General features: G+C 37.0%; 17 protein-coding genes. 3 read left to right on the top strand and 14 right to left on the bottom strand.

Annotated features, from left to right (window positions below; genetic code table 11):
• Positions 1-134: 134 nt before the first annotated feature.
• The 3 genes from ACXITR_RS02190 to ACXITR_RS02180 form a co-directional block, all read right to left on the bottom strand.
• Positions 135-1,067, bottom strand: coding sequence for a ParA family protein (locus ACXITR_RS02190; RefSeq protein ID WP_457995597.1), 933 nt, complete (start codon positions 1,065-1,067; stop codon positions 135-137).
• 83 nt (positions 1,068-1,150) lie between these two features.
• On the bottom strand, positions 1,151-1,483 hold the full coding sequence (gene cutA, locus ACXITR_RS02185) for a divalent-cation tolerance protein CutA (RefSeq protein ID WP_457995596.1): 333 nt from the start codon (positions 1,481-1,483) through the stop codon (positions 1,151-1,153).
• The gene (locus ACXITR_RS02180; RefSeq protein WP_457995595.1) at positions 1,473-1,940 is read right to left on the bottom strand and encodes a DUF3038 domain-containing protein; all 468 of its coding nucleotides are present in this window, start codon (positions 1,938-1,940) and stop codon (positions 1,473-1,475) included. Before ACXITR_RS02180 ends, cutA begins: the two co-directional genes overlap by 11 nt.
• Positions 1,941-1,963: 23 nt before the next feature.
• Here ACXITR_RS02180 and ACXITR_RS02175 point away from each other — a divergent pair, with 23 nt between their 5' ends.
• Positions 1,964-2,788 carry a biotin--[acetyl-CoA-carboxylase] ligase gene (locus tag ACXITR_RS02175; protein WP_457995594.1) on the top strand — a complete coding sequence of 275 codons (825 nt, stop codon included), beginning with the start codon at positions 1,964-1,966 and terminating at the stop codon, positions 2,786-2,788.
• A 1-nt stretch (position 2,789) separates the two neighbouring features.
• Complete coding sequence (locus ACXITR_RS02170) at positions 2,790-3,248, top strand: Mov34/MPN/PAD-1 family protein (RefSeq protein ID WP_457995593.1); 459 nt, start codon at positions 2,790-2,792, stop codon at positions 3,246-3,248.
• A 72-nt stretch (positions 3,249-3,320) separates the two neighbouring features.
• Here the strand turns inward: ACXITR_RS02170 and fni are convergent, their stop codons facing one another.
• From fni to bchB, 3 genes are all read right to left on the bottom strand, one after another.
• Positions 3,321-4,358 carry a type 2 isopentenyl-diphosphate Delta-isomerase gene (fni, locus tag ACXITR_RS02165; RefSeq protein WP_457995592.1) on the bottom strand — a complete coding sequence of 346 codons (1,038 nt, stop codon included), beginning with the start codon at positions 4,356-4,358 and terminating at the stop codon, positions 3,321-3,323.
• 8 nt (positions 4,359-4,366) lie between these two features.
• Complete coding sequence (surE, locus tag ACXITR_RS02160) at positions 4,367-5,044, bottom strand: 5'/3'-nucleotidase SurE (RefSeq protein ID WP_457995591.1); 678 nt, start codon at positions 5,042-5,044, stop codon at positions 4,367-4,369.
• Between the two features lie 114 nt (positions 5,045-5,158).
• Positions 5,159-6,685 carry a ferredoxin:protochlorophyllide reductase (ATP-dependent) subunit B gene (bchB, locus tag ACXITR_RS02155; RefSeq protein WP_457995590.1) on the bottom strand — a complete coding sequence of 509 codons (1,527 nt, stop codon included), beginning with the start codon at positions 6,683-6,685 and terminating at the stop codon, positions 5,159-5,161.
• A gap of 160 nt (positions 6,686-6,845) precedes the next feature.
• On the opposite strand from bchB, the gene ACXITR_RS02150 reads away from it, so the two are divergent.
• On the top strand, positions 6,846-7,694 hold the full coding sequence (locus ACXITR_RS02150; protein WP_457995589.1) for a serine/threonine protein kinase: 849 nt from the start codon (positions 6,846-6,848) through the stop codon (positions 7,692-7,694).
• A gap of 106 nt (positions 7,695-7,800) precedes the next feature.
• On the opposite strand, the gene ACXITR_RS02145 is transcribed toward ACXITR_RS02150, so the two are convergent.
• The 8 genes from ACXITR_RS02145 to ACXITR_RS02110 form a co-directional block, all read right to left on the bottom strand.
• Positions 7,801-8,196: a type II toxin-antitoxin system VapC family toxin gene (locus tag ACXITR_RS02145; protein ID WP_457995588.1), complete on the bottom strand. Its 396-nt coding sequence runs from the start codon at positions 8,194-8,196 to the stop codon at positions 7,801-7,803.
• A gap of 5 nt (positions 8,197-8,201) precedes the next feature.
• On the bottom strand, positions 8,202-8,420 hold the full coding sequence (locus tag ACXITR_RS02140; protein ID WP_457995587.1) for an antitoxin family protein: 219 nt from the start codon (positions 8,418-8,420) through the stop codon (positions 8,202-8,204).
• Between the two features lie 397 nt (positions 8,421-8,817).
• A complete protein-coding gene (locus ACXITR_RS02135; protein ID WP_457995586.1) occupies positions 8,818-9,063 on the bottom strand; it encodes a DUF4926 domain-containing protein in 246 nt (81 codons plus the stop codon).
• A gap of 21 nt (positions 9,064-9,084) precedes the next feature.
• Entirely contained in the window at positions 9,085-9,420 is a 336-nt protein-coding gene (locus tag ACXITR_RS02130; RefSeq protein ID WP_457995585.1) for a DUF6883 domain-containing protein, read from the bottom strand.
• Positions 9,421-9,439: 19 nt separating this feature from the next.
• A complete protein-coding gene (gene bchD, locus ACXITR_RS02125) occupies positions 9,440-11,482 on the bottom strand; it encodes a magnesium chelatase ATPase subunit D (RefSeq protein ID WP_457995584.1) in 2,043 nt (680 codons plus the stop codon).
• 269 nt (positions 11,483-11,751) lie between these two features.
• A complete protein-coding gene (locus tag ACXITR_RS02120) occupies positions 11,752-11,961 on the bottom strand; it encodes a toxin-antitoxin system TumE family protein (RefSeq protein ID WP_457995598.1) in 210 nt (69 codons plus the stop codon).
• A gap of 18 nt (positions 11,962-11,979) precedes the next feature.
• Positions 11,980-12,147, bottom strand: a complete 168-nt coding sequence (locus ACXITR_RS02115) for a hypothetical protein (protein ID WP_457995583.1) — start codon at positions 12,145-12,147, stop codon at positions 11,980-11,982.
• Positions 12,148-12,149: 2 nt separating this feature from the next.
• A complete protein-coding gene (locus ACXITR_RS02110) occupies positions 12,150-12,470 on the bottom strand; it encodes a hypothetical protein (RefSeq protein WP_457995582.1) in 321 nt (106 codons plus the stop codon).
• Between the last annotated feature and the right edge of the window lie 219 nt (positions 12,471-12,689).

Genomic DNA, 12,689 nt, shown 5'->3' with positions numbered 1-12,689 from the left:
TGGGTCGAATTTTTCACACCAACGATTAAAACATGGTGGCATGGACGAAGACGTTGTTTCTTTCATAATGACCTAATGTTGTCACTCTGTCTACTTTTATTATTAGTTTACCTTACTTTTCTGTTTAAGTACCGTTAATCAGTGGTTTTCTGATTCGTCATAGTTTCAAGGTTGGTAATTTTTTGTAAAAATTCTTCTGTTAATTTATTAAAAGCCTTCGAGGCATTGCAACTAGGGGCAGACATCACCACAGGCATAAACATATCCAAGGATTTTGCCACGTTGACATCCATGGGAATATCGGTGGGAAACATTTTTTCTGGGCTAAAGTCTCGCTCAACCCTCCTTTTTACCTGGGAATAATAGCGATCGTAGCGTCCAAAAAGTCCTCCCTCTGATAATATAAACACTATACCCAGTAGATCTAATTTAAGGGGATTCGTTTTAGCGTGAACTTTTTTGAGGTTTCTTACCCTTCTTTCTAGGAGTTGTATACCAACTAGGGAAAGGGGTTCAGGTCTTGCCGGTAATAAGTAAAAGTCACTAGAGGCGATCGCACTTTTGGTCAATAGATTATAACCTGGTGCGCAGTCCATAATAATATAATCATAATTAGGGGCGATCGGGCGAACAATTTTGTCTATTAATAACCGCTCAAAATTATTCCATACCTCATCAAAATTATCAGTATTTCCAGAACTTACCGATTTTTGGTGCATCATTTCTGACACTAAAAACTCATCATATAACTCTATATCCCCCGGTAAAAGAGATAAATTTTTTAAACCACAAATAGAATCAGTAATAATATCTTCAATGGTTAACTTTGCATAGGGATTAGGTTGAATAATATTATCTATTAAATAAGCTAAAGTCTTTCTTTTTTTGCGTAACTTACTAAACTCTTGGGGGGCTAAAAGACTAAGGGTTGCACTAATTTGAGAATCTAAATCTAAAACCAATACTTTTTTGTTGAAATTTTTAGCTAAACAAGTGGCTAAATTAACCGTTAAAGTAGTTTTACCTACCCCTCCCTTCATATTTACCGTGCTGATAATATAACCCATAAAAATTCCCTATCGAACCTCAAAAAAATCTTATAAACAATAAATTGACTTAAGCAAAGAAAACAAACAACTCGAATTATTAGTTATTCCTTCTCCATTGTCAATTCTTCCATCATCCAATTTAGATAACGAGATGAGCCTTTCACGATGGGTAAAGCAATGATTTCTGGAATCTCATAGGAATGTATTTCTTGAATCACCTTAACAAGTTCATCAAATTTGGTTAAATCAGTTTTAATGACTAATTGCCATTCCTCATCACAATTGAGCTTATCTTCCCAGTGATAAACCGCTGTTACAGGGGAGAAAGTAACGCAAGCCGCCAAGTCAGACTCAATTAATGTAGATGCTATTTGATGGGCTTCCTCTTCCGATGAGGCACTCACTAAGACTATACCTAAATTTTTAAACTTCATTACTTTCCTCTGGGTTAATATTTGCGTTAAATAATAATTCTAATTTATCCCTTAATAACCTTTCCCCAGATATACTACTATAGAATAATAAATCTGTTAATATTTTTGGGGCAATAATTAATTTATCTGTTTCTTCTAAGTTAAGATTAAGTTTATCATTATCTCTTATTAGTTGATTAAAACTATCAAAATATTTTTTTACTATGCCATAATATTCTTGATTTTCAGATACTTCTATTTGTTCCCAAAGAGAGACTGCCCGATGAATTAGTTCATCATTTTTTTTGAGTATTTTGATAATAGATGTAATTACAAAATTTAGATCAGTTTTGTTTTTGGGAAAAGTAGTTAATTTGTGTTCTATTTCTAAGGATGATAAACTTATGTATATCAACTGTAAGTAACTATCTAGGGAATACACTGTACGGGAGGATATATTATCTGATTCGATGGACATAGAAATAAGTTGATTTGTTTTTCATGGAAAAAATTATTATCGAGTTATCTTGTCACATTAACTCTTTACCTTGTAATGATATTGTATGTTACGTCTATGATATTTTAACTTCAACGAATGTTAAAGCATGGGAATTGTGTCAAGAAAATATTCAGACTCCTTTTGTCGTAGTGGCAAAACAACAAACCGCTGGGAAAGGGCAGAGGGGAAATCATTGGCATTCTTCTTTGGGGGGGTTATATTTAACGGTGGTTTTATCTTCTGAGATGATTTTTAGTAATATCAACCATTTAACTCTTTTTTGTGGAGTGGGTATTACTGAGGAGTTAAATAAATATGGAATACCTATTCAAATTAAGTGGTTAAATGACCTCTTTTTGGAGAATAAAAAAGTAGGGGGTATTTTATCGGAAGTTCGTAGTCGAAATGAAACCATTAAAAATGTAGTTATGGGAGTGGGAATTAATTGGAAAAATGAGCTTAATGTGGATAGTGGTATTAGTCTTGATAGTTATTTAAAAAGTAATAATATTTCTATGATTAATTCCTATGATGAGTTATTGAAAATGACGGTACAAGGTATTTTTAATGGATATACTTCTTATGGGGAAGGAGGAGTTGATATTTTAATTAATAATTATAATAAGTATTTAATTCATAGGGAAAAGGGTGTAAGGTATGGGGATTTAGAAGGGTTAATATTAGGAATAGATAATAATGGCAATTTATTAGTTAGATTTTCTTCTATGGGGGCTAGGAGTAAGGTTTCTTTTTCTCCTTTAGAATATGGTATTACTCCTTATCGAGATGGTGAAATTAGTAAAATTTTTGAGCGAGAAATAAGTTAGGATGATCCAGATAAAAAGAAATGATTTAGAGTTAATCAAAAAAGAAGGGGTTTTACATTATCCCTATGAATGTTGTGGTTTATTGATAGGCAGAAAAGATAAGGAAACTACATTAGTTATTAGGGTTATTCCTGTGGCTAATGATTGGGAAAATCAAAAGGATTTATTGAAAGAGTTAATGGATAAACCTGATTATGGCATGGAGGAAAACTTTGCGATCGCCCCTAAAACTATGTTAAAAATACAACAGGAAGTTAGAAGGGAAAATCTGGATATTATCGGCATTTATCATTCCCATCCTAATCATCCTGCCATTCCTTCTGAGTTTGACAGGGCGATCGCATGGCAAGAATATTCCTATATAATTATGTCAGTGGTGGAAAAGCAGATAAAAGACTTATATTGTTGGCAACTAAACGACCACAGACAATTTCAAGAAGAAACTATCATCGTAGTTTGATGAAAAAAATCAAATTATGAAAATAAACAAAAATTAATGATTATTTGATTTTGATTAACGGTTGAAAAGAAATTATCTTGCCCAATATTTTAAATGTTTGCCTAAGTCAGATAAATTTTTATTTCCCGTACAAAAAAGGGTTGTTTTAATTTCCGCATTCAATAAATTTACTAAAAAATCGAGGGATTCAGTGGATTCCATGGCTGACTTGAGAAAAGGATAAGCTAAACCCACCAAGTCTGCCCCAAGGGCAATTAATTTTGCCACTTCTAAGCCGTTACGAATACCCCCAGAGGCGATAAGGGGAATATCAGGATATTTTTGGGTAATATCTTTAACACAATCGGCGGTAGGAATACCCCAATTAGCAAAGGTTTTGCCTAGTTGTCTTTGTAAAGGATTATCTGCCCTTTCACTTTCTACCATTGCCCAAGATGTGCCTCCTGCCCCTGCTACATCGATGGATTTTACCCCCACATTAATTAATGTTTCCGCCATATCAACGGAAATACCGTTACCTACTTCCTTGGCAATGACGGGGATGGGTAAATTTTCGCACAGGTTCGCAATTTTATTTAATAAGTCTTTAAAGTTGGTATCCCCTTGGGGTTGAATACATTCTTGGAGGGGGTTAATGTGCAAAATGAGGGCATCGGCTTCAAGAATTTTAACTAATTCAAGGCATTCTCTATAGCCGTAACCGTAGTTTAGTTGTACTGCGCCTATATTAGCAAATAATAATATATCGGGGGCGTGCGATCGCACTTTAAATGTGGAGGCTACTTCGGGTTTTTCGATGATAACACGACCGGAGCCGATACCCATGGCAAGGTTATATTTTTGGGCGGTTTGGGCTAATCTTTTGTTAATTAATTCAGCGTTAGCAGTGCCTCCTGTCATGGAAGAGATGAGGAGGGGAGAATCGATGGTTTTACCTAAAAACTGACTACTAATGTCAATTTCTTGGTAGTCTAATTCAGGCAAACAAACATGGTTAAAATGATATTTTTCTAAACCATTGGAGATGTTATCACATTGTACTTTTTCGTCTAAACAGATACGAATATGATCATCTTTTCTTGTTTGCGTTTCCGTTTGATTTTCTCCCATTTTTATGCTTAAACTTTTACTAAACTAATAGCAATTTTACCAGAAAAACACACATCAATATCGCTATCTTTTTCTTTTCCCCTTTTACTGTAGTTACCCTGATAAAAATAGAGATTATTTTCTTTTTTAAAGGTTAATGGCAGGGGATGTTTACTAGGTTGACAAAATACAATATCTGTGTCTATTTCGTAGGAAGGTAGATGGGGTAAGTTCACATTCCAAAAATGCCCTTTTGGTAGCTCTTTTACTAATAATAAATCTAATACTTTTTTTGTTAATTTACTTGCTAAAAGCCAATCAATTTTTTGAGGACTTTTTATATAATGGGAAAGGGCGATCGCCTTTAAACCTGAAATTGTCGCTTCTCGCACCGCTGCCACCGTACCCGATAAGTACATATCTACCCCTAAATTTCCCCCCGCATTGATACCCGATAATAACCAATCAGCATCAGGGGCAAAGGCTTGGATAGCCAAACGGGCGCAATCGGCAGGAGTACCATCCACCCGATAGGATTGATTTCCCCTATCTTCTACGGCAATACCTCGACGGGTAGTAATTTGATGTCCACAGCCCGAATACTCTTTGTTAGGGGCAATAATATATTTATCACCCTCCACAGTATTAGCGAGGGCTTTGATACCCTCGGCTTCAATTCCATCATCATTGGTTATAACAAACTTCATTTTAAAAAATCATTACGATAAATAGCAAGTCCGATGGGTGAGCATTGCCTACCATACAATGACTAATATCAATTTACCGTAATTATCAACTATCAATTATAAATTTTCAATTGCTTACGCCCCTACGGATTCCTTGGCAGCGTACATCACCTCAAGGGTAATTTGGTCAAAATTTCTTTCACGGGCAAACTTTTCGGTATTGCGTTTTACCTTACCACGAACAAAACCCGGTACTTTATTTAATTCGGCTTGGGCTTCTTTTGTCCAATTCAAATCAGAATCAGCAGAGATACCTTTGGTAATAACTTCCTTGGTATCATGACCACCAAATATTTCTAAAAGATGATCTTCCATCCCGAGGGTAAAAGAATTATAGACCAAATCGGTAATTTGATTTGTACCTTCATAACCCAAGAAAGGCTTGTAACCGATGGGGAAGTTTTGAATGTGGATGGGGGCAGCAATGACACCGCAAGGAATGCCCAAACGTTTACCCACATGGCGTTCCATCTGTGTACCGAAGATGGCGGAGGGTTCTAATTTTGCGATCGCATCGGCTATTTCTCCATTATCTTCGCTGATAAGAATATTGTCACAAAATGGCTCAACTTCTTTCCTAAACCATGCCTCATCATACTTACAATAGGTACCTGCTAATACCACATCGATACCCATTTCCCGCACCAAAATTTTAGTCATGGCGGCAGCGTGGGTATTATCTCCAAAAACTACGGCTTTTTTCCCCGTCAAATTTTGACAATCGATGGAGCGAGAAAACCACACGGCTTCGGATACTTCGATGGTTTGATGTTCGATAAATTCTTCATAATCTACACGCCCCCCCTGTTGGTTAATAACCTTGGCGATGGCACGGATGCAACGGGCTGTTTCCACCACTCCCATGGGGGTTACATCCACATAGGGCATTTCGTATTCCCTTTGTAAAAGTTCGGCGGTAATAGAGCCTAATTCACGGTAAGGGATAAAGTTAAACCATGCACGGGGCAAGTTTTGTAAGTCTTCCACACTGGCTTTATCGGGGATAATCATATTGATTTCGATACCTAAATCTGCCATCAATTTTTTCAACTCTCGACAGTCATGGTGGTTATGGAAACCGAGGGTAGAAATACCGATGATGTTAACGGAGGGGTTAGGGGTTTTTTCCCGATTAACAGTGCCTTTTTTTTCTGCTTTGTTAAGGTAGAATTTGACGATTTGGGCTAAAGTGCGATCGGCTGCCTGTAACTCGTTATAACGGTAATGGTTAACATCAGCTAATATCACATCGCCTTTTGAGTTGAGTTGCGCCCTACTAACGAAGTTTTCTAAGTCTTCTTGCAGGATGCTTGAGGTACAAGTGGGGGTTAGAACAATTAAATCGGGGCTTTCTTCTTCGTCTTTTCGGACAATATTATCAATTACTTTTTCCTGAGAACCCCTAGCGAGTACGTTGCGATCGACTACACTGGTAGTAACAGGGGTAAAATTTCTTTCCCTTTCCAACATGGAGCGCATTACATTAAAATAATCGTCTCCGAGGGGTGCGTGCATAATAGCATGAACATTTTTAAAAGAACTGGCAATTCGTAGGGTGCCGATGTGTGCGGGGCCAGCATACATCCAGTAAGCTAGTTTCATAGAAAATTATCTCCGTGTGGGTGTCCATTCGCTTCTTTTTCTAGTGTGCTATCTATATCGGTTATGTGCGCTTTTCATTTACAAATATTCACGGGAAGAAAATCTGAGGGCAATATTTTGTAAGATATGATCATAATTGAGTTAAAGCAGTTGTTTTAAGATGGTAGATTGTTGTCGCCCAAATCCTCCTTGTATTAATTTTTGTCGTCTTGATGGTCGTTTAATTAAGGGAAAGGGCGTTATAGTTAATCCTGAGAGCGGTAATCGCTACGAGGTTTTGAGGGTATTGGCCGAGGGGGGTATGAGTACCACCTATTTGGTTTATAACTACACCATGGAAAAGTTATGTGTTTTAAAGGAGATTGATTCTGATTTATCTTCGGTGGCAAAGGCGAGGGAACTTTTTCAGAGGGAAGCAAGGGTTTTAAAGAGTTTGAGTCATGGGGGGATTCCTCTTTTTTATGATTTTTTTGCGTCAAAAAATTACTATTCCCTGATTATGGAGATGGTTTATGGGGAGAGTTTACAAAAGCGTAGCCCTGTTAATGAAGCTGAGGCGGTGGACTGGATGTTTCAGTTAGCCAAAATTCTTGATTATTTACATAATTTACCTCGCCCTGTTATTCATAGAGATATTAAGCCCAGTAATTTGATTTTACGTCATCATCCAGAGGAAGTAGTTTTAATTGATTTTGGGGCGGTAAAGGAGGTTACTCTAAAACCGGGTACGCGCATCGCCACGGCAGGTTATGGTTCTCCTGAGCAGAAAAAAGGTTTATCTTTTATACAGTCGGATTTTTATGGGGTGGGTACTACTTTAATTTATCTTTTAACTCGTCAGTCTCCCATTAAGTTTTTTAATCCTGTGTTAAATCGTTTTGTGGGTTTGGAGGAGGCTGGTATTTCTTCTCGGTTGGTGGAAATTATTAATGTTTTAACTCAATTTGATTATACTAAACGCCCTCAAAGTGCGATCGCCCTTATGGATTTATTCAAAAATAAAACTTAATAATCATTGACAATTACGGGCTTACCATTTTCAACTCGAAACCATTACACTAAAAACTTGTTTAGGTTAGCTTGTATAATAAAATCCAAAACCAACCTAAAGGAAATTAAGGAACAACTTTAACTGTACCAAACTGAGTAAAATGATGATCGAAAGCAAAGGCTTTTTCTATTTCCAATTTTTCCATTACCACTTTACTACTACAATCAGTAAAACTCCATTCCTTATCGGCAAAACGAGAGAAAACCTCCCATGTTAATTGTACATCTTCTTCTGTTAAATAATAAATTTGTGCTAATTTTCCTGAGAAAAAAGCCTCTCCCAAAACGATTGATCTTTTGAATTCCCCTCTTGCTCTTAACAGAGTCAAGGTTTCATCGATTACATAATCAGTAGTTAGTAAAGATTCTTGATTATTTTTTAACCATGTAATAGCTTCTTTATGTTGTTTATCCGATGGCACTACACTGGCAAACCATGCCCCTGTATCGACGAAAATCATGTTATTTAAGAGTATAAAATAGAATCGTGATCAACTCCCGAAAAATCATTAGTTTTTCCTTCTAAGGGCAGTTGAGCAATCTCCTGTAATATATGCACAGGATAATTTTTTTCTAATTCAGTATCTAGGGGAAGAATTATTACTTTTACTTTTGTCCCATCTTTAATATTGACATCTTCTGATAGTTTCAAGATTCCTTTTTCATAAATAGCTTGTACTGTCATATCTTGACCAATAACTTTTATTTTTCTTAATTATACGTGACTTTTCTCAGAACTTCTTAAAATACTTAGATAAGGTGCGATCGCACCTTATCTCAAAACTCTTATACTAAAAAATGATTACACTTTTAATCAAACTAACATTACATCATAGGTGCGCTCGAACCTTTAAATAGATCAACCAAATCAAGAAGAAGATTCATCAAGTTCTATGTCAACTTCTTTTATAATTGTTGTTTGTTTAAAAATCAGTTTTTTTACATTTTAAAAAAAAATTGAACTACTAGACCTTTTTTCTATCTGAACATTTGATTCTTCATTTGCTAGTTTTTCTTGAGTTTCTGATGTTATTTTGCGACAGTATAAACTAAATTAGTTACAAAAAAATCAACTAATAAAATTAAGCAACTTCCGCTACAAGCCTGATGGTGGGTATATCTGACTTAGTAGGTTGACGAAAATAACTAATAGGTAGAGTTACTACGGCTCTTGTATTTCCTAATAAATCAAAAAACTCCACACTATAACCCGTTTCCAAATCATTCACATTATGTACATCTACCACTGTGCCAATATCACCAGCAAATAAACAATCTTCCACAATATCTTTTAATAAAATTACATCGGAATATAAGGGAAAATTCATAATATGTAAAACCTCCTATTTTTATTCAGGAATCATGGTAATTAATCGAGGAATTTCTAAACCTTGATCAATTTGCCAAACACTTTTTAATAACAATTTTTTGTTAATCGGGGTAAGTATTTCCGATATTATTTCGTATCTTATGCCATAGGGTGTTTCTTTTATTATATAAACTTCCGCACTGAGATGAAACTTACGAATATCTAACTCTAATTGTTGCCAGTTATCAGGAGAATAACCATAGTTAAGCAACATTTTTGCTTTTGAACTTCCCCTTTTATGATTAATATTCAACAAATAGTCAGTTATTTTAGATTTCTCAATGATGGCTCGATGGAAATTAGGAATTTTGGTCATACCTTACCCCAGATAACTTCTACTTCATCTGTGCGATCGCACCTTTAGCCATATTGGCAATCGCCTGATCCGTTGCTTTAGGTAATTGGTAATAAGTACCCCCTGCGGTTTTTGCCAACTCCTTGCCGAAACCAGTGGAGACAAATTTTTTCTCCGTGTCGATTACCAACAACTTCATGCCCACACCTCGGATTTTGGCAGCAATTTCCAGTAACTCCGCCTTAATATCAGGCTTTTCCCCTTCAGGGATTTCATCCCCCAAAGAACGAGCGAGGGGAATATTACCCCGTCCATCGGTAATAGCAACAATTACCACCTGTCCAATATCCCCAGACATTTGGGCATTCATCCCCACATGAACCGCTTGGGTAAGGGCATGGGATAGGGGCGAACCACCGCCACAGGGGAGGGTTTCTAGGCGTAAACGAGCGAGGGTAATAGAACGGGTAGGGGGTAACAATACATCCGCCTGTTCTCCTCGGAAGGGAATCAGAGCCACCTGATCTCGATTTTCGTAGGCTTCGGTAAGAAGACGCATTACAGCACCCTTTGCCGACTGCATTCGATTGAGAGCCATAGAACCTGACGCATCCACCACAAAGACGATTAAAGCCCCTGCTTTGCGCACAAGACGTTTTGATCTCAAATCACTCCGTTCCACGATGACACGGCGATCTGGATAGCGTTCTCGGCGACTTTTTTGGTAGGGTGCAGAGGCTCTGAGGGTGGCATCTACGGCAATGCGGGTAACTTTACCCTTGGGTAACATGGGTTTGATATAGCGCCCCCTATCGTCGGAAAAGATCATATTACGAGCGCCCGATTTTCCTTGTCGTTGCATCTGTTGGGCAAAATAAAGCACACTGGGATCTAAGATTACCCCTTCTACATCAAAGACAAATTCTTCGGGTATTTGGGGTGCTTCCTGTTCGTCCTGATTATCCTCATTTTGTTTATCTTCTTCTTGCTCATCCTGATTATCTTGTTCTTCCTCTCCTTCATCCCCTTGATCTTGAGATTGGGGCGGTGGTGGTGGTGGGGGGGGTTGCATCTGATCTTCGGGGGGTTGCTGTTGTATCATGGTAGAGCGGGGTACGATGACCAACTCTACGGCTTTACGCAAATCATCAGCACTGACATTATTCCTCCCCTCAAGGGCGGCGGCAGCCATGGCTACCCTCACGGCAAAAATTTCCGCTCGATGTCCTTCCACTACTCCTCGGATGGCTTCTTGGACGAGATATTGAACTTGTTCGGTACTAATGCTTACTTCCTTAATCCATTCCCTAGCTAAGATGATTTCCGTGCGTAGGGCATCCATATCTTCGTCATACTGCTGGAGAAATTTGACGGGGGAGGAGGCATAATCGATCACTTGATCTACCGCTTGGACTCTTTCATCGAGGGCTAACACCCCATCAGCACTAAGGGCGATCGCAATGCGGTCTAGTAAATGTTCCCGTAATGCTCCTTCTTCGGGGTTGTAGGTAGCAATCAAGAGGGGCCGACAAGGGTGAGAAAAACTAATTCCCTCCCTTTCAATCTGGTTTCTACCATCGGTTAACACCGTCAAAAGTTGGTTGGCAATTTGTTCATCAAGGAGGTTCAATTCATCGATATATAAAACCCCTCGATGGGCTTTGGCTAATAATCCCGGTTGGAATATTGGTTCACCCTGTTTAACTGATTCTTCCACATCCACCGAACCCAAAAGCCTATCTTCCGTGGCATTGAGGGGAATTTGCACAAAAGGTGCAGCGATAACTTCTGTGGGAATTTCTTCCCTAGGGGTATCACCATATTTTTCAAGGGTTTCGTTATCCCATTCATCTCGGTTATCGGGATTACAGTTAAAGCGACTGCCTTTGATAACTTCGATGGGGGGTAAAAGGGAGTGAACACCTCTTGCCATGACCGATTTGGCTGTACCTCGTTTACCTGCGATCGCCACTCCCCCCAAAGTAGGGTCAACCGCTGCTAAAAGTAGGGCTGTTTTAATAGCTTGTTGTCCGATAACTGCCGTTAAAGGAAAATTTATATCTTTAGTAGTTAATGTTGGCATTAATATAAGTAATGACTATAATTGCAATGTTACTCAAACCTATATTTTACCGTACATTGGTGATTGACTTGCTTTGTTGCTGATTGAGTATCCAAAATTTTCAAGGATTTTTTTGCCAAAATTCATTGGCTGAAGAATGACCCAGTATATATTCTATTACTCTAATTTTGTGGGTTAATTCAGAAAGAATGAAGTTAACTTTTTATTCTCAAGTAAAATCAATTTAATAACATTTTTTAGGCTTTATTTTGCTTCTCCAATAATTGCAGTTAATTATTCTTTTTTAAAATTTTTTGTTCAATTAAGCTAATAATTTCTATGGTACTTCTCAATTTACTTGGTTTGACTATAGACTCATCACTAATATGAACATGATGCGGGAAATTAGCTAAATCAGGAAAATGTTTAACATTGTCCCATCTTTTTATCAGCTTTTCTTTATTCACATTCATCCACTGATAGCGATAATCTACTGATATACACTGTTTATTCTCTATTTAAAAAAACTCTGCGACTTCCAGAAAATCTCCGTTCTTCAGTGTAATCTTAGCTCTAAAATAACCTTGATCTTGGATAGCTTTTTCTTTAACTATTTCTACTGTCTCAATTATTTTACTTGTATTTAATATTTCCTTGATTTTATTAATATAATTTTGACTAATCATTTTTATAACTGAGATTGAAGTAGATTTAATCTCTCGTGCAATGAATGCCACATTTGATAGTATGCTTTCCATTCGACAAAATCTATATCATCACCTAAAATTCCTTTTTCAAATTGTTCATAAAATTGCTCCGATGACATTTTATATTGTTGTTCAAATGCTTTCAAATCAATCTTTATATCTTTAATTTGTTGCTCAATATTGTCAATTTCTGCTAAAAAAATGTTTCTCAGTGCAGAAATAAAGGTATCACTATAGGAACCTTCTTGAGAGATATTAGTTAGGATTTGAAGTTGATTAAGTATCTTTTCTTGAGTAGCCATTTTTCTGTTACCTTTTTGAATTGTAAGTTAATTAAATTACTATCTAGTTATCCGTATTTTAACTGCATTAATAATAATTTTATAGAACCCATTTGGTATCTCAGGAAGCAGTGAGTCTTTTTAAAAGTAATCGAATAAAACATAAGTTAACTTTTTGGGTGGAGTTGAATAAGGTTCTTTCAAAGTTTTTGACCAAATTTTTACATCTTTCCATCCAAG

The sequence above is a fragment of the Cyanobacterium sp. genome (genome assembly GCF_054166785.1).
Note: the sequence above shows the minus strand (reverse complement) of the source record. Positions and strands in the feature narration are given on the sequence as shown.